General features: G+C 63.2%; 19 protein-coding genes. 7 read left to right on the forward strand and 12 right to left on the reverse strand.

Translation table 11 applies throughout. From position 1 onward, the window contains the following. The first annotated feature begins 6 nt into the window (after window positions 1-6). The gene (locus tag V6L75_RS11335) at window positions 7-1,335 is read left to right on the forward strand and encodes a DNA polymerase IV (RefSeq protein ID WP_334251630.1); all 1,329 of its coding nucleotides are present in this window, start codon (window positions 7-9) and stop codon (window positions 1,333-1,335) included. A 12-nt stretch (window positions 1,336-1,347) separates the two neighbouring features. Here the strand turns inward: V6L75_RS11335 and V6L75_RS11340 are convergent, their stop codons facing one another. Beyond that, window positions 1,348-2,238, reverse strand: a complete 891-nt coding sequence (locus tag V6L75_RS11340) for a cell envelope integrity EipB family protein (protein WP_334251631.1) — start codon at window positions 2,236-2,238, stop codon at window positions 1,348-1,350. A gap of 234 nt (window positions 2,239-2,472) precedes the next feature. On the opposite strand from V6L75_RS11340, the gene V6L75_RS11345 reads away from it, so the two are divergent. From V6L75_RS11345 to V6L75_RS11360, 4 genes are all read left to right on the forward strand, one after another. Beyond that, complete coding sequence (locus tag V6L75_RS11345; RefSeq protein ID WP_334251632.1) at window positions 2,473-2,937, forward strand: RidA family protein; 465 nt, start codon at window positions 2,473-2,475, stop codon at window positions 2,935-2,937. Window positions 2,938-3,024: 87 nt separating this feature from the next. Continuing rightward, the gene (locus V6L75_RS11350; protein ID WP_334251633.1) at window positions 3,025-3,786 is read left to right on the forward strand and encodes a glycerophosphodiester phosphodiesterase family protein; all 762 of its coding nucleotides are present in this window, start codon (window positions 3,025-3,027) and stop codon (window positions 3,784-3,786) included. A 129-nt stretch (window positions 3,787-3,915) separates the two neighbouring features. Beyond that, on the forward strand, window positions 3,916-5,205 hold the full coding sequence (locus V6L75_RS11355; protein WP_334251634.1) for a GNAT family N-acetyltransferase: 1,290 nt from the start codon (window positions 3,916-3,918) through the stop codon (window positions 5,203-5,205). Window positions 5,206-5,338: 133 nt separating this feature from the next. Next, complete coding sequence (locus V6L75_RS11360) at window positions 5,339-5,767, forward strand: HIT family protein (RefSeq protein WP_334251635.1); 429 nt, start codon at window positions 5,339-5,341, stop codon at window positions 5,765-5,767. 61 nt (window positions 5,768-5,828) lie between these two features. Here V6L75_RS11360 and V6L75_RS11365 read toward each other — a convergent pair whose 3' ends face one another. The 8 genes from V6L75_RS11365 to V6L75_RS11400 all read right to left on the reverse strand — a co-directional run bounded on the left by V6L75_RS11365 (window position 5,829) and on the right by V6L75_RS11400 (window position 15,107). Further along, on the reverse strand, window positions 5,829-6,194 hold the full coding sequence (locus V6L75_RS11365; protein WP_334251636.1) for an AzlD domain-containing protein: 366 nt from the start codon (window positions 6,192-6,194) through the stop codon (window positions 5,829-5,831). Beyond that, entirely contained in the window at window positions 6,191-6,982 is a 792-nt protein-coding gene (locus V6L75_RS11370) for an AzlC family ABC transporter permease (RefSeq protein WP_334251637.1), read from the reverse strand. Before V6L75_RS11370 ends, V6L75_RS11365 begins: the two co-directional genes overlap by 4 nt. A gap of 288 nt (window positions 6,983-7,270) precedes the next feature. Next, complete coding sequence (locus V6L75_RS11375) at window positions 7,271-8,671, reverse strand: L-serine ammonia-lyase (RefSeq protein WP_334251638.1); 1,401 nt, start codon at window positions 8,669-8,671, stop codon at window positions 7,271-7,273. Next, window positions 8,672-9,937, reverse strand: a complete 1,266-nt coding sequence (glyA, locus tag V6L75_RS11380; protein WP_334251639.1) for a serine hydroxymethyltransferase — start codon at window positions 9,935-9,937, stop codon at window positions 8,672-8,674. Between the two features lie 72 nt (window positions 9,938-10,009). Beyond that, on the reverse strand, window positions 10,010-10,546 hold the full coding sequence (locus V6L75_RS11385; RefSeq protein ID WP_334251640.1) for a sarcosine oxidase subunit gamma: 537 nt from the start codon (window positions 10,544-10,546) through the stop codon (window positions 10,010-10,012). Between the two features lie 10 nt (window positions 10,547-10,556). Then, complete coding sequence (locus tag V6L75_RS11390; protein WP_334251641.1) at window positions 10,557-13,547, reverse strand: sarcosine oxidase subunit alpha; 2,991 nt, start codon at window positions 13,545-13,547, stop codon at window positions 10,557-10,559. Beyond that, window positions 13,544-13,843, reverse strand: a complete 300-nt coding sequence (locus tag V6L75_RS11395) for a sarcosine oxidase subunit delta (RefSeq protein ID WP_334251642.1) — start codon at window positions 13,841-13,843, stop codon at window positions 13,544-13,546. Before V6L75_RS11395 ends, V6L75_RS11390 begins: the two co-directional genes overlap by 4 nt. A gap of 10 nt (window positions 13,844-13,853) precedes the next feature. Further along, on the reverse strand, window positions 13,854-15,107 hold the full coding sequence (locus V6L75_RS11400; RefSeq protein ID WP_334251643.1) for a sarcosine oxidase subunit beta family protein: 1,254 nt from the start codon (window positions 15,105-15,107) through the stop codon (window positions 13,854-13,856). A 95-nt stretch (window positions 15,108-15,202) separates the two neighbouring features. Here V6L75_RS11400 and V6L75_RS11405 point away from each other — a divergent pair, with 95 nt between their 5' ends. After that, the gene (locus V6L75_RS11405) at window positions 15,203-16,213 is read left to right on the forward strand and encodes a GlxA family transcriptional regulator (protein ID WP_334251644.1); all 1,011 of its coding nucleotides are present in this window, start codon (window positions 15,203-15,205) and stop codon (window positions 16,211-16,213) included. Here V6L75_RS11405 and V6L75_RS11410 read toward each other — a convergent pair. Together V6L75_RS11410 and V6L75_RS11415 are read right to left on the reverse strand one after the other, a co-directional pair. Beyond that, window positions 16,197-17,270: an FAD-binding oxidoreductase gene (locus V6L75_RS11410; RefSeq protein ID WP_334251645.1), complete on the reverse strand. Its 1,074-nt coding sequence runs from the start codon at window positions 17,268-17,270 to the stop codon at window positions 16,197-16,199. The two genes, V6L75_RS11405 and V6L75_RS11410, sit on opposite strands and share 17 nt — an antisense overlap. Before the next feature lie 7 nt (window positions 17,271-17,277). Further along, a complete protein-coding gene (locus V6L75_RS11415) occupies window positions 17,278-18,516 on the reverse strand; it encodes an aromatic ring-hydroxylating oxygenase subunit alpha (RefSeq protein WP_334251646.1) in 1,239 nt (412 codons plus the stop codon). 152 nt (window positions 18,517-18,668) lie between these two features. Between V6L75_RS11415 and V6L75_RS11420 the strand changes: the two genes are divergently transcribed. Next, on the forward strand, window positions 18,669-19,601 hold the full coding sequence (locus V6L75_RS11420; protein WP_334251647.1) for a LysR family transcriptional regulator: 933 nt from the start codon (window positions 18,669-18,671) through the stop codon (window positions 19,599-19,601). Window positions 19,602-19,824: 223 nt separating this feature from the next. Here V6L75_RS11420 and V6L75_RS11425 read toward each other — a convergent pair whose 3' ends face one another. Continuing rightward, a complete protein-coding gene (locus V6L75_RS11425) occupies window positions 19,825-22,386 on the reverse strand; it encodes a GcvT family protein (protein WP_334251648.1) in 2,562 nt (853 codons plus the stop codon). Window positions 22,387-22,472 lie beyond the last annotated feature (86 nt).

Below are 22,472 nucleotides of genomic sequence, written 5' to 3' on the forward strand. Positions count from 1 at the left end.
CAAGGCATGGGCGAACCGGGCAGTACAGATGCAACAGCAGCAGGACAGCGGACACGCCCCCTCTGCCGTGATTGCGGCGCAAGGCCGGAGCCGGGGCGGCAGCGCTGCAGGGCCTGCGGCAGCCCGCGCCTTGTCAGCCATCCGGAACTGGACCAGCTTGCAATCGCCCATATCGACTGCGACGCCTTCTATGCGTCCATCGAAAAGCGCGACAATCCGGAGCTGCGCGACCTGCCGGTCATCGTCGGCGGCGGCCAGCGCGGCGTAGTCTCCACCTGCTGCTACATCGCCCGCATCCATGGGGTGCGCTCGGCCATGCCCATGTACAAGGCGCTGGAAGCCTGCCCGGATGCGGTGGTGATCAAGCCCAACATGGCCAAATACGCTGAAACCGGACGGCTGGTGCGCGAGCGGATGCTGGCGCTGACGCCGCTGGTGGAGCCAATTTCCATCGACGAAGCGTTTCTTGATCTCACCGGTACCGAGCGGCTGCACCACGCTACACCCGCCGAAGTGCTGGCCCGCTTCATCCGCGATCTGGAAAGCGAAGTGGGCATCACCGCCTCCGTTGGCCTTGCCCCCAACAAGTTCCTCGCCAAGATCGCCTCGGACCTCGACAAGCCGCGCGGGTTTTCGGTGATCGGTGCGGCAGAGGCGAAAAGCTTTCTGGCGGAACGGCACGTGGGCCTCATCTGGGGTGTCGGCAAGGTGTTTCAGGGCAAGCTTGCCGGCGACGGCATCACCACCATCGGTCAGCTGCAGGCCATGGACCCGTCCGATCTCATCCGCCGCTATGGCACCATGGGCCTGAGGCTGGCAAAACTCTGCCAGGGCGTGGATGACCGCACAGTCTCGCCGGAACGTGAGACCAAGAGCATCAGCGCCGAAACCACATTCGACAAGGATATCGCCCAGGTGCCTGTGCTTCGGCCCATCCTGCGCGACCTGTCGGAAAAGGTATCACGGCGCATGAAGAAGGCGGGTTTTGCCGGACGTACCGTCACGCTGAAACTGAAGACAGACGACTTCCGCACGATCACCCGTTCACGCCAGCTGTCCAGCCCGACGCAGCTTGCCGGACGTATCTTCGCGCTGGGGGACGAGCTGCTGGCGGATGCAGCCAAGGGCCAGCATTTCCGCCTCATCGGCATCGGCCTGTCGGACCTGTGCGATGCAGACCTTGCCGATCCGGCTGATCTCGTTGATCAGGAAGCCGGCCGTCAGGCAAAGGCCGAACGGGCCATCGACGCCTTGCGCGAAAAATTCGGCCTCACAGCCGTCGAGACGGGCCTGACCCATGCTGCCAAGCTGAAACGGCGGCCGGAGGTGGAGTAGCCTCCTCCGCGCTCACTTCTTGCAGGGAGCAGCCGCCGGAAGGGCCTCGAAATTCGTCAGCTTGCCTTCCAGCTTGAAGTCGCCGTAGTCGAGCTTGAGCTTGCGGCTCACGCCGTTTTCATAAAGCAGGAAGCTGATCTGATAGACGGGCGTTGCTTCGCCGCCGTGATCCAGATCCGGATCGAAATAGGCGATGGTCACCGGCCAGCGCTGCCCCGCACCTATGCCGGTCACCGCCTTGGCCTCTTCCTCGCCGGGCGCATCCTCACCCGATTGCGGCGCACCAATGACGGCTGCGGTGCCATAGACCTTTTCACCCGTTTCCGCCCCGTCGAAGACATCCGCTTCAAAAAAGGAGCCGCCCTCTCTCGCCGTATTGATCAGCGCCTGAATGTGGGAGACTGGATAGTAGACATCCTTGCCCGTCTCGACCGTCTTTTCCTCAGGCTCGGCCAGGCTGATGGTCAGGCTGTTGTCCTTTTCCTCGGCCGTGCCGCGGGTTTCCATGGTCAGGGTCTGGCCCGAATAGGTCTGGCTGAGGAATTCCAGCGTCTTCGCCTCCGGTTCCTCGAAAGTGGAGTTGCGCAGGTCCGTGATGCTGGAGGTGCCGCTGTCATCCACAAAGCGGGTGACGATGCGCAGATTGACCGCATACCCCTCGCAGGCCGAGCCGGTCATCTCATAGACCATGCGCCCGGTGACATCGGAAATGCTGACGCCATCTCCCGCGTCCGACAGTTTCATATCATAGACGGCCCGGTGCGGCATCAGCGGCAGCGGGCCAGACTGTGCGGCGGCAGCAGCACCGCCCGCCCCCGCAAACCCGATCATGCCGGACAGAAAGATTGACGAGGCGCGCCAGTATCCCTTGAAGGTAGGAACGGCTGCTTGTTTTCCCGACATCAATCACTCCTCATCGAACCCATGAACTGTCAGCCAACTGCCCTTTCCCTAGCACACTCGCTGGCAATTCGGGCAAGTTTGAAGCAGCGCGGAACAAGTTTGCCCCCAAAGATGCTGCAAGTCAGCTTCTCAGCCTCAGTTTCGGACGGCTGAAAGCCCCGAAGCCCTTGCCGGGCGTCCAAATTTGCGCAATCACTGGCGCCGGTTCATGCCCCCTTTTCAGAGGAAGATTCCATGTCTGGTACCATCGAAGCCCGCCTTGCCGAACTCGGCGTCACCCTGCCGGTTCCGGTTGCGCCGCAGGCCAATTATGTTCCGGTGGTACGCACCGGCAACCTGCTGTTCATCGCCGGCCAGATTCCGATCGGCCCGAACGGCATCGAATATGTCGGCAAGGTCGGCGCAGAGTTCAGCATCGAGGAAGGCGCCGCCTGCGCCCGCCTGTGCGCCATCAACATCCTCGCACAGACCAAGGCTGCCATCGGTGACCTCGACAAGGTCGTGCGCGTCGTCAAGCTGACCGGCATGATCAACTCCACACCGGAATTCACCCAGCAGTCGCAGGTCGTCAACGGCTGCTCCGATTTCATCGTGGACGTGTTCGGTGACAAGGGCCGCCATGCCCGCACCTCCGTCTCCGTCGCCTCCCTGCCGTTCGGCGTTGCCGTCGAGGTCGAGGCTGTCATCGAAGTCGAGTAATCTTCAGCTAGAGGTTCGGGCGGGCAGCCTGCCCGGACCTTGTCTTCCCCTTGCTGCGGCGGCTGCCGCCATTCCGGATCATTCCCCATGACCGATCATTCCTGGATCGTCTCCCGCCCGATTGCCCACCGCGGCTTCCACACAGCATCTGCCGGCATCATGGAAAACAGCCCCACCGCCATTGCCGAGGCGATGACCCGCAACTATGCCATCGAGGTGGACGTGCAGGAAACCGCCGACGGCCGGGCGCTGGTGTTCCATGACGATGATCTGGACAGACTGGCCGAAGGCACAGGCCCCGTTCTGGCCCGCACTGCCGCCGAGCTGACTGCCATCCGCATGCAGAAGGGCACGGACCGGCTGTGGCTGCTGGAAGAGCTGCTGGAGCAAGTGAACGGTAAGGTGACGCTGGTCGTCGAGATCAAATCCCTGATGAAGCCGGACGCCCAGGCAGATTTCGTGCGGCACGTGGCCGATAGGGTGCGTGGCTACAAGGGCCCGCTGGTGCTGAAGTCCTTTGATCCGGACATGCTGTCGGTGCTGCGTGAACATGCCCCAGAGATTCCGCGCGGCATCGTTGCCGACAGCACGCCCAACAAGGGCGAATACCGGCAGCTGACGCGCATGCAGCGCTTCATACACCGCCACCTGCTGCACGCCCCGCGCACGAAGCCGCATTTCATCTCCTATCATTACAAGGACTTGCCGATGATGGGGCCGAGCATCCTGCGCAAGTTCTTTGGCCTGCCGATCATGACCTGGACCGTGCGCGACCCGGCGGACCGCGAGCGCGCGCTTGCCTTTGCCGACCAGATCATTTTCGAGGGCTTTGACACCGACAAGGTGTGACGGCCGCCGCAGTCAGGGGCATATACCGGCAAAATCTGCGCCCTCCCCCTTGCGCCGCGCTGAACAGGCTCTACCCTTTGAGCGGGGCGCAAACCTCCTGCGCCAGTCAGCCTTGAGGATAGCGGTCGCATGAGCGGCAACACACCGGCAGATCAGGACGGCGGCCTTGCGGTGACGCTGCGCATTGCCAATGGCCTTGGCAGCATTGCGGCGGAAGACTGGGACCGGCTCGCCAATCCCGGCTGGCTTCTGGGTCCGGGCGGCCATCTCGCAGCTTTGGAAACTGAATCCGGATCAGACTTCAACCCATTCATCTGCCACGCCTTTCTGCAGGCGCTTGAAGAAGCGGGCTGCGCGTCGGCGCGCACCGGCTGGGCACCGCGCCACCTGTTGCTGGAGGCAGAAGACGGCAAGCTGCTGGGCGCAGTTCCGGCCTGGCTGAAGAGCCATTCGCAGGGCGAATATGTGTTCGACCACGGCTGGGCGGAAGCGTTTCACCGGGCCGGCGGGGAGTATTACCCGAAGCTTCAGGTCAGCGTCCCCTTCACGCCCGCGACGGGCCGCCGCTTTCTGACCCATCCGGATCTTGACCGGGAAACAGGCATAGCCGCCCTGTCACAGGGTCTGGTGGAGGTCTGCCGCCAGTCGGGCGCCTCCTCCGTCCACGCCACGTTCCTGACCGAACCGGAATGGAACCAGCTGGGCGATGCCGGCTATCTGCTGCGTACCGACCAGCAGTTCCACTGGGAGAACCGGGGCTACGCGAGTTTTGACGGCTTTCTGGAGGAGCTTGCCTCGCGCAAGCGCAAGGCCATCCGCAAGGAGCGCAAGGAGGCCCTTTCTGCCGGCATCGAGGTGGAATGGCTGACGGGCCGTGATCTGACCGAGGCCCACTGGGACGCATTCTTCGCCTTCTACATGGACACCGGCGCGCGCAAATGGGGCCGGCCCTATCTCAACCGGCGCTTCTTCTCGCTTGTGGGCGAGCGGATGGCAGAGCGCATCCTGCTGGTCATGGCCAAACGCGAGGGGCGCTATATTGCAGGGGCGCTGAACTTCATCGGCTCGGACACGCTGTTTGGCCGCAACTGGGGCTGCACGGAGCATCACCCCTTCCTGCATTTCGAGCTTTGCTACTATCAGGCCATCGACTTCGCCATTGCCCATGGGCTGAAGGTGGTGGAAGCGGGCGCGCAAGGCGAGCACAAGCTGGCGCGCGGCTACCTGCCCCGCCTCACACGTTCGGCCCACTGGATCGCCCATCCGGGCCTCAGGGCCGCCGTAGCCGATTATCTGGAGCGGGAAAGGCGGGCGGTGGAGATGGATGCCGCCATCCTCAGCGAGCACGCTCCCTTCCGGAAGGGAGGGCCGAACCCAGGTGGCGCCGCTGAATGTGACGCAGAGTCCTCAGAGGGTTGAGCGGCGCGTTTCACACGCTGAATCAGGCGCTTTACAAGTAGAGTCAACGCCGCCCCCTCACGTGCAAATGCCCGTTGCCCGGCGCCGAGGGGGCAGTTAGGGTGCCTGCAAACACCCTTGAACGGAGAGACTGATGACCAGCCCTGCCTATGACGACAGCAACGTCTTTGCAAAGATCCTGCGCGGCGAACTGCCCAGCCACAAGCTCTATGAAGACGGCAAGACGCTGGTGATCATGGACATCATGCCCCGTGGCGATGGCCATGTGCTGGTGATCCCCAAGGCGCCGTCCCGCAACATTCTCGACATTGCCGAGGAAGACCTCTTCGCCGTCATGGCCACCGTGAAGAAAATGGCGCAAGCCCTGATGAAGGCCTTCAGCGCTGATGGGACGACCATCCAGCAGTTTTCCGAAAGCGCTGGCGGCCAGGTGGTGTTCCACACCCATTTCCACGTCATCCCGCGCTTCGAAGGCGTCGCCTTGCGCCCCCACACCAGCGCTATGGCTGATCAGGCCGTGCTGGCCGGGCAGGCGGAGAAGATCCGCGCCGCGCTGGCATAAAGAGAAAGAGCTGTTGGGGTGATACCAATTCCCGCTGAACCTCTCTCATCGGGAGCCGGTATCACCCCAGCAGCAGCCAGCCGCCGATGAGAACCGCTTCTGCAGCAAGCACCCCGGCGAACACCGTCTGCCGGGCGGCATGAAAAGCGGCAAAGCCGCACAGCGCAGCGGCCACACGCAGCCAGACGGAGGTTTCAGCCAGGGCGCCGCTTGGGTAAAGGATCAGCTTCGAGATCACACCTGCCACCAAAGCCGTGGCGATGGAGCGCACGAAGATGAGGATTTCACTGTCCTCGCGCAGGTTTCCAGCCGCCAGAACCCCGAGCCAGCGCCAGATATCCGTCGCGAGCCAGCCGGCGAAGATGATCATCACATAGGGCCACCACGCCGTGACGCCCTGCATGAGGGCTGTATCTGCCGCCATCATTCAGCCCCCCACCCTGCCCGGCGGGCGATCCGCACGGCAAGATAGGCCATGGTACCGCCGACCACGCCGGTGACCAGCAGATCCGGCCCCGGCATGAGCCAGTAGAACAGCGGCCCCAGCACGAGGCCGAGGATCATGGCGAGCTTGTCAGTGGGCAGGCGCCCTGCCGTCCACAGCGAGCAGAGGAAATAGACCGGCGTCAGCAGGAATAAGGCACCGGCCACCATCGGCGGCATGTTGTCGATCAGTGCATAGGAAACGCCTGTCACAATCGTCACCGTCCCGGTGAGAAAACAGGCAAAGCCAAGGAAGAATGGCAGCCGCCCGGACCTTGGCAGATCCGGCAGGTTTCGCATGGCAAAGACCCATGCGGTGATGGCGACGAAATGCGAGGCAAACAGCAGCAGCCAGGTTGGCGCTTTCTTCTCCGCCCGCAGCACAGGCATCAGCGCCACGGTCATGGGCATCAGGCGCACTGACGCCAGCGCTACGGCAATGGCCGCTGGAATGAGCCCCACGCCGGAGGCAATCGCTCCGGTCAGCACCACGATGCTGGGCAGTGCCCAGACGAGGCCCGCCATCAGCAGAGTCTGCGGCAGTGTCAGCCCGCTTTCCCGCGCCAGCCCCGCATAGCCGACGAAGGCAGCCGCCAGAATGAAGCCCGGAATGGAAATGGCAGCCCGGATGCCCCTGAAAGCCCAGACCCGCGCAGGAAGAACCGCCCCGGTTTCCGGTGCAGGAGCTGCCCCTGTTTCCATTTCCGGAGGCGGCGTATCTGATTGCGTCATGGTCCGAGATCCGTCCGGACGGTGCACGGCCGGGGGCAAGACCCCAAACCTGTAGCGCTCCACCGGCTTGCAGAACATTGGCACACACGGAAGCAGTGTGCGGCAGGAGCGCTATAGGTAACACCGCCAAGCAGCATGAGCCAAGGCCGGGAGCGTTAAAAAGGGTTCGCTCGCGGCATCTGCCGCAATCCGTCGATGCCTGGAGCAAAGGCGCACAGCCGCAAGAAGACTCCGGTTCCCGGGACGCTGGCCCGTCCGGGAACCGGCAGAACAGGAACCATCAGCCGGTCAGCATTCCGGCAAGTTGACGGCGATGCCGCCCTGGGATGTTTCCTTGTACCTGTCGTTCATGTCCCGGCCGGTGTCGCGCATCACCCGGATGCAATTGTCCAGCGGCAGGAAATGCGTGCCGTCGCCGCGCAAGGCAAGGCTTGCGGCAGAGACCGCCTTGATCGCGCCGAGGGCGTTGCGCTCGATGCAAGGAACCTGAACGAGACCCGCAGCCGGATCGCAAGTCATGCCAAGGTGATGCTCCAGCGCGATCTCCGCCGCATTCTCGACCTGTTCATTGGTGCCGCCCAGCACCGCGCAGAGCCCCGCCGCCGCCATGGCCGAAGCCGACCCGACTTCACCCTGACAGCCAACCTCCGCCCCCGAGATCGAGGCGTTGTGCTTGATCAGGCCGCCGATGGCGGCTGCCACCAGCAGATAGTCGCGGATCTTCTCCTGGTCCGCCCCGACGCAGTGATCGAGATAGTAGCGCCCCACGGCCGGCACGACACCGGCAGCGCCATTGGTTGGCGAGGTCACAACCCGGCCACCGGCCGCATTCTCCTCATTCACGGCCATGGCATAAACGCTGAGCCAGTCATTTGCCTGATGCGGCTGGCTGAGGTTCTGCCCGCGCTCCCCTTCCAGCTGCCGGTGGATCGAGCGTGCCCGGCGGCGCACCTTGAGGCCGCCCGGCAGGATGCCTTCCTGCGTCAGCCCCCGTGTGATGCAGCCGTTCATGGCGGCCCAGATCACGTCGAGCCTCTCGTCGAGCCGCTCGCCCAGCCGTGCCTCCTCGTTGGCACGCTTCATCTGGGCAATCGTCTTGCCGGACGCAGCACCCATCTCAAGCATCTGAGCCGCCGTTTCAAACGGATATGGCACAACGGCAAGATCCTGAGCGGGGGCCTCCCCAGCCTGTATCCCCTCCAGCTCCGCACTGGTCACGACAAAGCCGCCGCCAACAGAGTAATAGGTCTGCTCGTGGCAAACATGGCCCTCGGCATCAAAGGCCTTCAGGATCATGCCGTTCGGATGGCCCGGCAGCGCCGGACCATAGTCAAAGACGAGATCGCGGTCCGGCTCGAAGATCAAGCCGCCCAGCCCGTCAGGATTCACGCGGCCGGTGCTGCGCACTTCCGCCTCAATCTCCTCAGCGCGGTTGGGGTCCATCGTGTCCGGACGCAAGCCGCACAGGCCCAGGATCACGGCGCGGTCGGTCGCGTGCCCCTTGCCGGTGAAGGCAAGGCTGCCATGCAGGCTCGCATAAAGCCGGTGCGGACGGGCCATGCCAGTGTCCTGGCTGCTCCCGCCACGCAGATCGTCAAGAAAGCGCGCCGCCGCGACCATCGGGCCCATCGTATGCGAGGACGATGGGCCGATGCCGATCTTGAAGATGTCAAAGACCGAGAGGAACATTCATGCCCCGTAGATTGGAAAGCGGCCGCACATTGCCTTGACTTCGGCACGGATGGCAGCTTCAAGCGCCGCGTCACCCTCAGGGTTTGCTCCCAGAGCACGCAGGACACGCAGGATCATCTGCCCGATCTGCCGGAATTCGGCCTCGCCGAAGCCGCGGGTGGTACCGGCCGAGCTGCCGAGACGGATACCCGAGGTGACGAAGGGCTTTTCCGGATCAAACGGGATGGCGTTCTTGTTGCAGGTCAGGCCAGCCCGTTCCAGAGCGATTTCAGCGGCCTTGCCGGTGACGCCAAGCGGGCGCAGATCACACAGAACCATGTGGCAATCCGTTCCGCCCGAAACGATGCCGACGCCACCCTCAATGAGCGTATCTGAAAGCGCGCGGGCATTGGCGATGACCGCTTTCGCATAGTCCTTGAAGGAGGGCTGCAGCGCCTCGCCGAAGGCAACGGCCTTGGCAGCGATCACATGCATCAGCGGACCGCCCTGGTTGCCGGGGAATACGGCGGAGTTGAACTTCTTCGCCAGATCGTCGTCATTGGTCAGAATGACGCCGCCACGCGGACCGCGCAGGGTCTTGTGTGTCGTCGACGTGGTCACATGAGCGTGCGGCACCGGGTTCGGATATTCGCCAGCGGCAATCAGACCCGCATAATGGGCCATATCCACCATCAGATAGGCGCCAATCTCATCCGCAATGGCGCGGAAGGCGGCGAAATCCATGTGGCGCGGATAGGCGGAGGCACCTGCCACGATCAGCTTCGGCCGCTCGGCCAGTGCCTTCTCGCGGACCTTGGCCATGTCAATGAGATGCGTGTCTTCCTCAACCTCATAGGAGACGACGTTGAACCACTTGCCCGACATGGTGACAGGCGAGCCATGGGTCAGGTGCCCGCCATGAGCCAGTGACAGGCCCATGATCTTGTCACCCGGCTGCAGCAGCGCGAGGAAGACGGCCTGGTTCGCCTGGGCACCGGAATGCGGCTGCACGTTGGCATGAGCGGCCCCGAACAGCTGCTTCAGGCGGTCACGGGCGATATCCTCCACCTCGTCCACGAATTCGCAGCCGCCGTAGTAGCGCTTGCCAGGATATCCTTCGGCATACTTGTTCGTCAGGACAGACCCCTGAGCCGCCAGAACGTCAGGCGAAACAATATTCTCCGAGGCGATCAGCTCGATCTGATCCTGCTGGCGCACCAGCTCGCGGGAAATGGCACCGGCGATGGCCTTGTCCGAGATCGCCTGAATAGTGGTGTCGAACATGCGAAATCCTTTCTAGAGAGCGTGATGGCCTGCGGCCCGCAGGCCGCAGAAGCACAAGTCGATGAGGTGATCTCAGAGGCCGGTCTTGAGCTCGGCCGAGACCTTCGCCAGGATCGCCCGGACATGGGGCAGGAAACTGCGCCAGACATCCATGCGGAAACTGTCCGGGCCGTCGCGCCACAAGATCACGGTCGCGCTGTCAAACAGTGTCCGCACAGCGCGGCCGGCCGGCAGCGCATCCAGGTCACGCGGACAGGCGGCCGTCAGTGCGGTCAGGGCCTGAGGCCCGGAGAGGCGCAGCGTGATTTCGCGGTCGCTGATCTCGACGAGGCTGTGCGGGACCCGGGCGTAGGTTTCAGCTCCCGCAGCAATCAGGGCCTGACGGCCCGCTTCGGGCACAAGGATCAGCCATTCGTCGGGACCGATGCACAGAACCTCGGTCCCGCCGCCACCGGATTTGTGGCTGACACGGTCCGGCAGCTCCAGACCGAGAGCCTGCGCCAGCGCGGCGCGGTTCTCCTGCTTGACCCGAAGGGAGAACCGGGGAGACGAGCCCAGCTCTTCCAGAACGAAAGGCCCATTGGTGAAGTCATGGCGTTGTATGGTCATGTCGCGCTCCTCAGGCCTTCAGCCGTTCGCCTTCCGGGTCGTAGAAGTTCGTCGAAGTGATCGTGGCGCGCACCGTGCCGTGCGGCATCGGAATATACACCGTCTCACCCATCCGGCTGTGCCCGCCTGCAATCACCGCCATTGCGATGGGCCGCCCGGCCGCAACCGAGTCGTAAGACGAGGTGACATGCCCCACCATCGTCATCGGCAGCTTCTGGTTCGGGTCCAGCACGATCTGTGCCCCCTCTTCCAGTCTGGAGCGGTCCTCGGTCAGAAGGCCGACCAGCTGCTTGCGGTTCGGCGCGACGATATCGGGACGGGCGAGCGAGCGCTTGCCGACAAAGTCCTTCTTGGCCTTGCCAACAGCCCAGTCGAGCCCCGCATCCTGCGGCGTGAGCGTTCCATCCGTGTCCTGCCCGACGATGATGTAGCCCTTCTCGGCGCGCAGGACGTGCATCGTCTCAGTGCCGTAGGGGCAGATCCCGTAAGGCCGGCCTGCCTCAAAGATGGCCTTCCAGAGCGCAAGCCCGTGGCGGGCCGGAACATTGACTTCAAAGCCCAGTTCGCCGGTGAAGCTGACGCGGAAGAGACGCGCCGGGAAGCCTGCGACGGTGCATTCAGCCACCGACATATGCGGGAAGGCCGCGTCGGACATGTCCAGCCCCTCGACCAGCGGCTCGAGCACCTTGCGGGCATTCGGGCCATTGACCGCAACGGTTGCCCATTGCTCGGTCGTGGAGGTCAGCCAGACATTCAGGTCCGGCCACTCGGTCTGAAGATAGTCTTCCATCATGTTCAGCACCCGGGCGGCACCGCCCGTGGTGGTCGTGACGTGGAACAGATCGTCAGCAAGCCGTCCGATCACGCCATCGTCCCGGATGAAGCCGTCTTCACCCAGAAGCAGGCCATAGCGGCAGCGGCCCGGCTGCAGCTTGGTCCAGGGGTTGGTGTACATGCGGTTCATGAACTCCACCGCATCGGGGCCTGCGACCTCGATCTTGCCGAGGGTGGAGGCATCGAACATTCCGGCGGAGGCCCGTGTCTCCCGGCATTCGCGCGCGACCGCAGCGTGCATGTCTTCGCCCGCTTTCGGGAAATACCAGGCCCTGCGCCAGAGCGAGACCGGTTCGAACACCGCGCCGTTCGCCTCGGCCCAGGGGTCGATGGGCGTCTTGCGGGTCAGCTCGAAGGTGTCCCCCTTGTGATAGCCCGCGAAGGCACCGAAGCTGGTCGGCGTGTAGGGCGGCCGGAAAGTGGTCAGGCCCACCTCGGGCGGCGCCTTGCCCAGTGCGTCGGCAGCAATCATCAGTCCGTTGATGTTCGACATCTTGCCCTGATCGGTCGCCATGCCATTCGTGGTGTAGCGCTTCACATGCTCGATCGAGCGCATGCCCTCGCGCACGGCCAGACGGATGTCCTTGGCAGTCACGTCATTCTGGTAGTCGACAAAAGCCTTGGCCTTGCCTGCACTGCGGTCGGTCGGGAGCTCGGTCTGGCTGGACCCTGTTCCAGGGCGGTCGCCCTCGACCCTTGCAGCCAGCGGCTGGCCGGTCCGGCCCAGCGCCTCTGCCACGGCAAGCCCGGCGCGCACCCCGTCTTCCAGCACGGGACCGTAACCCCAGAGCCCGCGTCCAGCACCCGCAATCTGGCAGGCCTCGGTCTTGTGGCCTGGCAGGAAGGTGCGGCTCTCCTTGTCCCAGCTCAGCGAGCCTTTGGTATGGGAGAAGAGATGCAGCGAGGGCGTCCAGCCACCTGAAATCAGCAGGGCGTCACAGGCAATCTTGCGGCCAGCTCCGGCCTTGCCATTGTGGACCGGGTTCACGCGCACGCCGGTGACACGCAGACGGCCATAGGTCGCAGTCGCGGTGTGACTGGTCAGTACTTCAATGCCACGGCGGCGGGCCGCCTCGACAAGGTCTGGACGGATCTGGTCACGTGTGTCGGCAATGACGGCAATGCGGCAGCCTGCGTCCGCCAGATCAAAGGCGGCATACCAGGCGCTGTCGTGGCTGGTCACCACGGCCGCGCAGTCGCCGACCTTGACGCCATAGCGGTTCAGGTAGGTCTGCGCAGCCCCAGCCAGCATGACGCCCGGACGGTCATTTCCGTCAAAGACCAGCGGCTTTTCCAGTGCGCCCTGCGCCAGTACGACTTGCTGCGCGCGGACACGCCACATCCGTTCACGCGGAGCCCCCTGCGGAGGCTGGTCCAGATGGTCGGTCAGCCGCTCGGCCAGACCAACCATATTCTGATGATAGTAGCCGATGGCCGTTGTCCGCGTCATCAGCGTGACACCGGCCGCACGCAGCTGCGTAAGCTGCTCGGACAGCCAGGACCAGGCACTCTTGCCATCGATCTGCACGGCCGGATCTGACAGGAGCGAGCCACCCATTTCCGGGTTCTCGTCCACCAGCACGACCTTGGCGCCGGAATTCGCTGCGGTCAGCGCTGCCGCGATACCGGCTGCACCGCCGCCGACGACGAGCACATCCGTATGCAGATAGCGCGAGGCATAATTGTCCGGGTCCGGCTCTGTGGGCGACTTGCCGAGGCCAGCGGCAGCACGGATGAACGGCTCATAGACCTTGTCCCAGAAGCTGCGCGGCCACATGAAGGTCTTGTAGTAGAAGCCCGCGGAAAACAGCATGTAGGCGCGGTCGTTCACCGCCCCGACGTCGAACTTCAGCGATGGCCACTTGTTCTGGCTTTCCGCCACAAGCCCTTCACGCAGCTCCTGCACGGTGGCGCGGGTATTCGGCTCGAACCGGCCCGGCCCGCGCGAGGTACCGATCAAAGCGTTCGGCTCTTCAGACCCGGCGCTCACCGGTCCGCGGGGACGGTGATACTTGAAGGAACGGCCCATCAGATGCACGCCATTGGCCAGCAGCGCCGATGCAACCGTATCACCGCGAAGACCCTGATAGCGGCGGCCATCAAACGTGAAGCTGACGGGCTTGGCGGGATCAATCCGGCCCAGGCCGGGGACGCGATAGCGGCTCATTCCACGCCCTCCAGTTCGCTCTCTGCCGGACGCTCTTCGCCGGCCTTGTAAGTCTTCAGGAACCTGTCGCTGACCGTGTCACGGCAAGCGTTGAAAAAGCGGCCGCAGCCATGGACATGGCGCCAGCGCTCAAAGTGCTTTCCGCGCGCATTGGTGCGGATGAAGAGGAAATCACGCCATTCCTCGTCGGACAGGGCGGAAGGGTCTGCCGGGCGCGCGATATGGGCCTCGCCCGCATAGGCAAACTCGAGCTCAGGCAAGGTTTCGTCGCAATAAGGACAATGGATCAGGAGCATCGGAGACCTCTCAGTGCGCGACAGCGGCGGCAGCGGCCTCGTCAATCAGACGGCCGGTGGTGAAGCGTTCCAGGGTGAAGGGTGCATTGACCGGATGCGGCTCGTCCTTGGCGACGGTCCAGGCCAGCGTGTGGGCTGCGCCCGGCGTCGCCTTGAAGCCACCAGTTCCCCATCCGCAGTTCACATAGAGGCCCTTGACCGGCGTCTTGCCGAGGATGGCGCTGCGGTCGGGCGTCACGTCCACGATGCCACCCCACTTTCGCAGCATCCGCATCCGGTTGAAGATCGGGAAGACCTCGCAGATCGCTGCGACGGTGTGCTCGATCAGCGGCAGTCCGCCGCGCTGGCTGTAGCTGGTGTACTGGTCAGTGCCGGAACCAATCACCAGCTCGCCCTTGTCGGACTGGCTGATATAGGCGTGAACCGTGTTCGACATGACGACGCACGGGAAAATGGGCTTGACCGGCTCACTGACCAGCGCCTGCAGCGGGAAGCTCTCCAGCGGCATACGCACACCGGCACTGTCCATGACGACGCTGGTGTGCCCGGCTGCCGAAACGGCAACCTTTTTCGCCTTGATGAACCCCTTGGCGGTTTCGACCCCGATGACGCTGCCATCGGGCCCGCGGCGGATCGCCGTCACCGGGCAGTTCTGAATGATGTCCACGCCCCGCGCTGCTGCCGCGCGCGCATAGCCCCATGCCACTGCATCGTGCCGCGCCGTGCCCGCCCGCATTTGCAGAGCCGCGCCCATAACCGGATAGCGCGCATCCGGGCTGATGTTCAGCGGCGGACAGAAGGCCTTGGCTTCGGCCGCCGTCAGCCAGCGGTTATCAACCCCGTTGAGCCGGTTGGCGTGAATGTGGCGCTGGAAGGACTGCACGTCGTGAACGTTATGCGCCAGCATCATCACGCCGCGCTTGGAATACATGACGTTATAGTTCAGCTCCTGGCTGAGGTTTTCCCACAGATCCAGGGCATGATCATAAAGCCGGGCGCTTTCGTCATAGAGATAGTTGGAACGGATGATCGTCGTGTTCCGGCCCGTATTGCCGCCGCCCAGCCAGCCCTTGTCGATCACCGCGACATTGGTGATGCCGTGCTCCTTGGCGAGATAATAGGCCGCGCCCAGGCCGTGTCCGCCCGCTCCGACAATGACCACGTCATATTCGGCCTTGGGCTGACTGTCCGGCCACTGCTCGCGCCAGTTCTTGTGGCCTGTCAGCGCGTTCTTGAGCAGAGACATGGCAGAGAAACGTTGCATCGCGGGATCCTCTTAATCGCAGCTGAGTGTCACATTATGGTCTCAAACCGTGCTTTGACTGTAGATTTGCGCCAGGTGCCATGTAGGATCGCGTCATGACACCTGCTCGCACCATCCCCCCTGCCCGCCTTCGCGTCGCCTTCCTCCTGGCCGACCAGTTCACCCTGTCGGCTTTTGCCAATTTCGTGGATGTCTTGCGGCTGGCGGCAGATGATGCCGACAAGTCGAGGCGGATTCTGTGCGACTGGACCGTACTGGCAGAACAGATGGACCCGATCCGCTCAAGCTGCGGCGTGCGGGTTCAGCCGGATACGCCGCTGCGCCGGGCGGGAGCCTTTGATTATCTGGTGGTCGTTGGCGGCCTGATCAGCGACCGGGCAGCCTTCGGGCCCCAGGCGCTCGACTTCATTGCCGAAGCAGCAGCCCAGGGCGTGCCACTTGTCGGACTGTGCACCGGGGTGTTCACGCTGCAGGCTGCAGGCCTGTTGCAAGGCTACCGCTGCTGCGTCAGCTGGTTTCACCACCAGGATTTCATCGACCGGTTCGACAATGAAACACCGATTTCGGATCAGATCTTCGTGGTGGACCGTGACAGGCTCACGTGCTCGGGCGGATATGGCGCGGCACATCTGGCAGCCTTTCTCGTCCAGCGCCATGTTGGGCAGTCTGCCGCCACGAAAAGCCTCAACATCATGATGATCGAGGATGCTCTCAGCGGCCAGCGCGCCCAGCCCGGCCAGATGCTGGCAAGGCAGGCCAGGGATGAGCTGGTCAAACGGGCTGTTCTGAAGATGCAGCAAAACATCGAGCAGACGCTGAGCGTGGAGCAGATTGCGGCTGCGCTCGGAACGGCCCGGCGGACGCTGGAACGCCGGTTCCAGGCAGATCTGGGGCAATCGCCCCGCCGTATCTATCTGGAAATCCGGCTGGACCGCGCTTCGGCCCGGCTGCGCCGGACCGAGCAGTCAGTGACGGAAATTGCGCTCGCCTGCGGCTTCTGCGACGCGCCGCATCTGGCGCGTGCGCTGAAGGCCGAGCGCGGGCTCACGCCCGGTGAGATCCGCAGCGGCAGGCTTGCCGATGCTGGCTCTACGCCTCAAGAGTGACGGTGCCGCGAGGATTCGAGCAGCAGGCAAGAATGTAGCCTTCCTCGATCTCGTCATCGCTGATCCCGCCATTGTGGACCATGTGCACCTCGCCCGACAGCTTGCGGATGCGGCAGCTGCCACACACGCCCATGCTGCAGCCAAAGGGAATGGCCACACCGGCCGCGCGGGCCGCATGCAGCACCGTATCCATGGTGCTGCAGTCGTGGGTGACACCAGATTCCTCGAAGATCAGCTTCGCCGTCTCTTCCACTGCATCGGAGCTCGTGCCCGTCTCGACCACAGGCACCTCACCAGCTTCAGGCGTGCCGAAGCTCTCCTGGTGATAGTGGGCCATGTCGAAGCCAAGGCCGGCCAGCGCCTCGCTGACCGACTGCATGAAGCCTTCAGGACCGCAGCAGAACACCTCGCGTTCAAGATAGTCCGGGGCCATCAGACCCAGCATCAGCTGGTTGAAGCGCCCCATGTACCCCGTCCATGGCTGATAGATGTCGCTTTCCTGCACCACCCATTTCAGGTCAAGCCCTTCGATCCGGGAGGCCATATGCTCAAGCCTGCGCTTGAAAATGATCTCGGACGGGCGCCTTGCGCAGTTTACGAAGACGATGTCACAGTTACGGCCAAGATCGTAGAACTCGGTCGTCATCGACATCATCGGCGTAATGCCCGACCCGGCCGAGATGAACAGGTACTTCTTCGCCGGGAAATGGGTGGACGTGAAACGCCCACCCGGTCCCTTGACCTTCAGCCTTGTTCCAGGCCGCACATTGTTCATGATCCAGCGCGTGCCGATACTATCCGGCTGCGCCTTGATCGTGATCGTCAGCGACTTCGGCCGGCTCGGTGACGACGAGATCGTGTAAGTCCGGTAGATCGGGCCGCCCGGCACCGGCAGTTCCAGCGTGAGGAACTGACCGGCAAGAAACACGAAGGGACGGCCCGACGGCGCCTGAAAGCAGACCGTCACGACATCAGGGGCTTCCGGCAGGATCGAGACGCATTCCAGAAGTTCGTCATCGGTCCATTTTGCCGTCACGGCCTGCAGGGCATCAACCATATCAACTTCACTCCGCCGCGATTGCGAGGCCCGGCTGACGGGTACGCATGCGGTCAAGATACCAGTTCACGAACTGGATTACGCCGTCCTCGTGCAGGGTCGAATAGGGCCCCGGCTCATAAGCGGGCGAGCAAATGCCCTGCTGATTGTGTTCAACCACACGGCGGTCTTCGTCGTTGGTATGCTCCCAGACCGTCGTCAGGTTCTTCAGGTCGTAATCGACGCCTTCCACGGCATCCTTGTGGACGAGCCAGGTCGTCTGGACCTCGGTTTCCATGGGGCTGATCGGCGTCACGCGGAAGGTGATCGAATGATCGGTCAGGAAGTGGTTCCAGGTCGTCGGATAGTGGAACAGCAGCAGTGTGCCAGCATCGAGGAACGGAACCTGGCCAAGCCGCTTCTGGACCGCAATCTTGCCGTCGAGCGTGTAGCTTTCCGCCCCATCCAGCAGCGGCATACGCGCCACGCGGAACTGGCCGTCCTGCGCCATCTTGAAGCGCGAAGGGGCACCTGCGCCTTCGAGGCGGTTGAAGTGGTTCTCAACCTTTTCAGGGAAGGTTCCATCCGGGCTGACACCGGTGATCGAAGGATCTTCCGGATAGGTGCGGCAGAGGTCGGGATGGTTACCCGCGCAGTGATAGCACTCGCGGTTGTTCTCCCAGACCAGTTTCCAGTTGCCATTCTCGATGATGGTGGACTGGAAAGCGACCTTGGCATCGCTCAGATCGTGAACGCCAAGATATGGCGTCACGGTGCTTGCAAATTCTTCGAAATCAGGCGCATCCGCTGCAAGGCAGATATAGACCAGCCCTGAAACGACGCGGCAATGGACGGGCTTCAGGCTGTGCTGCGACGGGTCAAAATCCGCGCCCATGTCGCGCGCCCAGACCAGCTTGCCATCGAGGCCATAGGTCCACTGATGGTAGGGGCAGGTCAGCTTGGCAACACGTCCCTGCGACGATGTGCAGATGACCGAGCCGCGGTGCCGGCAGGAGTTGTGGAAGGCCCGGATGTTCCCCTGATTGTCGCGCACCACCACGACATCATAGGCCCCAATCCGGAGACGCTGGTAGCTGCCCGCCTTTTCCAGCGAGCAGGCCGGAAATGCGTAGAGCCAGTCACGGTAGAAGATCGTTTCCATGTCCTCCGCAAACACTTCAGCCGAAGTGTAGAAGGCCTGCGGCAGGCCATAACCGGGCTTGTGCTGGGCAAGCAGTTCGGAGAGAGGCTGGGTATATCCTGGCATGGTAGGCTCCTGAAAAGCCGGGTTGATCTACTTGCAACGAAGCCAGTCCGGCTGTTCCTTGACAAGAGGGTAAATTCTCATGTGAGATTAGCCCAGCTAAACGCATGCCATTTCGTCACGGCAGCGACCCTTCCTGTACCGGAAACGACATCATGCCCAAGCCTTACAACCTTCCTCCGCTTGGTGATCTTGCCTGCTTCGAGGTTGCGGCGCGGCATTTGAGCTTCAAGCGCGCCTCTGCCGAGCTGAACGTGACGCCAGCAGCCGTCAGCCACCGGATCAAGACGCTGGAGCAGGAGCTGGGCCAGCACCTGTTTGTCCGCCATTACCGGGGGGTGGAACTGACAGAAGCCGGAGCCTTGCTGTTCGTTGCGCTTCAGCGCGGGCTGGAGCGGATCTCGGAAGGAGTAAGCCGCATCCGAAACGGCCCTGTACGCTCCGGTGTATCGATTGCCGCAACGACGGCCGTGAGCACCCTCTGGCTGACGCCACGGCTTGCCGGTTTTTTCGCACTTCGTCCGGACATCACCCTGTCGCAGGTCGTCCAGGACGGCGCTGCCCCAGAAGGGGTTGATCTGAGCATCCACTACGGCGATCCGTCAGAAGTGGCGGATGAAACGGTGGTGCTGATGCAAGGCAGGATTCTTGCACTCGGCACACGCCAGTTCGACGAGCGCCATCAGATTCGCACGCTGAAGGACCTGGCACGGGCGCCCCTGATCCACACCCGTTCGGACCAGCCGGGATGGACAACCTGGCGCGACTGGTTCGGGGCGCTGGCCGGAACCGAGCCTCAAGGTCCGGGCTTTTCTCTCAACAACTATCTCGTGTCGCTTCAGGCCGCGGAAGACCATATCGGCGCGGTTCTCGGCTGGGACGCGCTGGTGGAAGACCATCTCCAGACCGGCAGGCTGGTGCCTCTTGTGCCGGAGGCGCTTGCCTCGCCATGGCCGTTCTATCTGCGCATCCACGGCCCTGCCTCGGAAGACGCCCGGCTTCTGGCAAACTGGCTGATCGATCAGGGCAAGGGATCAGGGAATACACCGGAGCTGCCGCAGGCAGACTACCTGCAAACGCTGCCCTGAGCCGGGTTCATTTCGCCATGGCTGCAATAACGGCGCCCCTGCGCAGGGCGCACGCCAGATGGCACATAAACACAAAAAGGGCATGACCAATGCCACGCCTCACCAGAGGCAGCAGGCACTGGATCATATCCCGGCAAGCCGCTTTCTGTTCCCTGCGTCATGGTCATTGGCCTCCGCCCAGGGCGAAGGCCAATGACTTTAGCTCAGCTAAACCTGGCCTCGCTCAGCTTCTGGGCTTGAGGTTCTCCGGATCATAGAGCGGGGCGTAACCGATGCCGGCAACTTCGACGGGGTAGAACTCGTCGAAATAGCTGACCTGCAGCTTGCGTCCCAGCTGGCAGTATTCCCAGGGCAGATAGGCCAGCGCGATGTTCTTGCCGACGGTCGGGCCGTAGGCAATCGAGGTGGTGTAGGAGCGGCGGCCGAGCGCATCGACCAGCACCTTGCCCGTGTCCGGGTCCATCACCGGCAGGGTGCCGACGGGATAGCGGGCGGTGCCTGTGCTGTCGGTGTTTTCGGTCATCACCAGCGTGCAAAGCATGGCCGGCTGATGCTCGCGGGCACGGTATTCGACGTGCTTTGCCTTGCCGACGAAATCCGGCTCCTTGACCTTCGGACGGGCAAGGTCAGCCTCGAAAAGGTTGTATTGGGTCAGAAGGTCGGCGTTCTGCAGACGCAGCGACTTTTCAAGGCGGCGCGAGTTGGCATAGGTTTCGACACCGACGGCCATCACCCCTGCCCCGCGCAGCGCATCCCAGACGGCCAGACCGTCGGAATACCGCATGTGCAGTTCCCAGCCCTGCTCACCGACATAGGAGATGCGGAAGGCCATGACCTTGCAGCCGGCGATCTCGATCTGCCGTATAGCGGCGAAGGGGAAGTTTGCCACGTCCAGCGCATCAGGATCGGCGACGACCTTCTTGAGGTTCTCGCGTGCGTTCGGACCCCAGATGCCGATGGTGGTGTAATCTTCGGTCACATCCGTGATGGTGACGTCGAAGCCTTTGTCCTGCGCGACGCGGCGCATGTACATCTGATCGCGCGGTCCTGCATCGGCACCGTTCACCAGACGGCAGCGGTCTTCCATGCGGAAGACGGTGAAGTCGGCGCGGACCATGCCTTCCTCGTCCAGCATGTGGGTGTAGATGCCCTTGCCAATGTTCGCGTCGCCGCCGATCTTGGCCGCGCAGAGCCATTCCATCAGCGCCACGTGGTCCGGCCCCGAGATGTCAGTCATGTGGAAATGCGACAGGTTGATGATCCCGCAATCGGCGCTCATCTCCAGCTGCTCGGCGTTGGACACACGCCAGAAGTGGCGGCTGTCCCATTCGTTTTCACGCACCGGGACCTGATCTGCATATTTCTCGAGAAGGTGCTCGTTGGCCGCATAGCCATGCGCACGCTCCCAGCCGCCCAGCTCCATGAAATAGCCGCCCAGCTCCTTCTCGCGCTCGTAGAACGGCGAACGGCGGATGCCGCGGGCATTGGCGAAGGGCTCACGCGGATGGACCGGCGGGTTGTAGATCTTGGCGGCGGTTTCCTCGCAGCGGCCCCAGATGAAGTCCTCGGTCAGCTGGAAGTCGCTGAAGCGCGCGTAGTCGATGCGGTTGTGATCGATATCCGTGCGGCCCTTGGTCATCCAGTCCGCGATCAGCTTGCCCATGCCCGGGCCGTCCTTGACCCAGATTGCCACGGCATACCAAAGCCCCCGCAGCTTGCGGCTTTCGCCCATGGACGGCCCGCCGTCTGTCGTCGTCTGGAGAAGGCCGTTGAAGGAATGGCTCTCGTTGAAGCCCAGTTCGGCCAGGATCGGCGTCAGTTCCATCGCCCGCTCAAGCGGCTCGATCACATCCTCCAGCACCAGATCGCGCTGCGAGGGGGACAGCCGCGCCTCATGCTTCTCAAGGAGATCACGCGGATGGACCATCCGCACGTCCTTCTCATAGTAATAGCCCCACTCGATCTGGCCGCCTTCGGTGGTGTTGGGATCACCGGTGTCACGCAGATAGGCCGAGTTGCCCTGGTCGCGCAGCAGCGGACGGCCGATTTCGAGACCGGTGCCGGCAAACTCATTGTAGGGGCCGAAGAAGGTCAGCGGATGATCGACCGGCATCACCGGCAGATCCTCGCCCGCCAATCCGGCAATCAGGCGGCCCCAGAGGCCGGCACAGACCACGACGTAGTCGGCCATGATCGTTCCACGCGTCGTGCGCACGCCGGTGATGCGGCCGTTCTCGTGCAGAAGCTCAAGCGCCGGGGTGTTGGCAAACATCTTCAGTTTGCCAGCCGCCTCGGCCATATCCACGAGTTTGGCAGCAACCGTCTGCGAACGCGGCACGACAAGGCCGGCATCCGGATCCCAAAGTGCACCCTGAATCTGGTCCTCTTCCAGCAGCGGGAACTTTTCCTTGGCTTCCGCAGCCGAGATCATGGTCACGTTGGTGCCGAAGGCGCGGCCTGAGTCCACCTTGCGCTTCAGTTCGGCCATGCGGGCATCATCGCCCACGCGCGCGACTTCAAGCCCGCCGATGCGCTGGTAATTGCCGAGCTTCTCGTAAAAGTCCATGGAGTACATGGTCGTCCAGCAGGACAGGAAGTCGTGGCTGGTCGCATAGCAGAAGTCGGAAGCATGGGCCGTAGAGCCGATATCCGTCGGGATGCCCGACTTGTCGATCCCCACGATGTCATCCCACCCGTTCTCAATCAGGTGATGGGCGACAGAGGCACCGACAATGCCGCCGAGACCGACAATGACAACGCGGGCGCGAGACGGAAACGTGGACATATTCTTTATCCTTCAAGACTGCGGCAATACGGCGGGGCCGCGGATCATGGGTACAGATCATGCACCCGCCGCACAAGGCGGCGGGA

Origin of the sequence: Pannonibacter anstelovis, assembly GCF_036881715.1 — a bacterium.
GTDB classification, from domain to species: domain Bacteria; phylum Pseudomonadota; class Alphaproteobacteria; order Rhizobiales; family Stappiaceae; genus Pannonibacter; species Pannonibacter anstelovis.

Excerpts from the sequence above, each read along its gene's own strand:
- V6L75_RS11335 (WP_334251630.1), top strand. The coding sequence starts at position 7 with ATGGGCGAACCGGGCAGTACAGATGCAACAGCAGCAGGACAGCGGACA.
- V6L75_RS11340 (WP_334251631.1), bottom strand. The coding sequence starts at position 2,238 with ATGTCGGGAAAACAAGCAGCCGTTCCTACCTTCAAGGGATACTGGCGC.
- V6L75_RS11345 (WP_334251632.1), top strand. The coding sequence starts at position 2,473 with ATGTCTGGTACCATCGAAGCCCGCCTTGCCGAACTCGGCGTCACCCTG.
- V6L75_RS11350 (WP_334251633.1), top strand. The coding sequence starts at position 3,025 with ATGACCGATCATTCCTGGATCGTCTCCCGCCCGATTGCCCACCGCGGC.
- V6L75_RS11355 (WP_334251634.1), top strand. The coding sequence starts at position 3,916 with ATGAGCGGCAACACACCGGCAGATCAGGACGGCGGCCTTGCGGTGACG.
- V6L75_RS11360 (WP_334251635.1), top strand. The coding sequence starts at position 5,339 with ATGACCAGCCCTGCCTATGACGACAGCAACGTCTTTGCAAAGATCCTG.
- V6L75_RS11365 (WP_334251636.1), bottom strand. The coding sequence starts at position 6,194 with ATGATGGCGGCAGATACAGCCCTCATGCAGGGCGTCACGGCGTGGTGG.
- V6L75_RS11370 (WP_334251637.1), bottom strand. The coding sequence starts at position 6,982 with ATGACGCAATCAGATACGCCGCCTCCGGAAATGGAAACAGGGGCAGCT.
- V6L75_RS11375 (WP_334251638.1), bottom strand. The coding sequence starts at position 8,671 with ATGTTCCTCTCGGTCTTTGACATCTTCAAGATCGGCATCGGCCCATCG.
- glyA (WP_334251639.1), bottom strand. The coding sequence starts at position 9,937 with ATGTTCGACACCACTATTCAGGCGATCTCGGACAAGGCCATCGCCGGT.
- V6L75_RS11385 (WP_334251640.1), bottom strand. The coding sequence starts at position 10,546 with ATGACCATACAACGCCATGACTTCACCAATGGGCCTTTCGTTCTGGAA.
- V6L75_RS11390 (WP_334251641.1), bottom strand. The coding sequence starts at position 13,547 with ATGAGCCGCTATCGCGTCCCCGGCCTGGGCCGGATTGATCCCGCCAAG.
- V6L75_RS11395 (WP_334251642.1), bottom strand. The coding sequence starts at position 13,843 with ATGCTCCTGATCCATTGTCCTTATTGCGACGAAACCTTGCCTGAGCTC.
- V6L75_RS11400 (WP_334251643.1), bottom strand. The coding sequence starts at position 15,107 with ATGCAACGTTTCTCTGCCATGTCTCTGCTCAAGAACGCGCTGACAGGC.
- V6L75_RS11405 (WP_334251644.1), top strand. The coding sequence starts at position 15,203 with ATGACACCTGCTCGCACCATCCCCCCTGCCCGCCTTCGCGTCGCCTTC.
- V6L75_RS11410 (WP_334251645.1), bottom strand. The coding sequence starts at position 17,270 with ATGGTTGATGCCCTGCAGGCCGTGACGGCAAAATGGACCGATGACGAA.
- V6L75_RS11415 (WP_334251646.1), bottom strand. The coding sequence starts at position 18,516 with ATGCCAGGATATACCCAGCCTCTCTCCGAACTGCTTGCCCAGCACAAG.
- V6L75_RS11420 (WP_334251647.1), top strand. The coding sequence starts at position 18,669 with ATGCCCAAGCCTTACAACCTTCCTCCGCTTGGTGATCTTGCCTGCTTC.
- V6L75_RS11425 (WP_334251648.1), bottom strand. The coding sequence starts at position 22,386 with ATGTCCACGTTTCCGTCTCGCGCCCGCGTTGTCATTGTCGGTCTCGGC.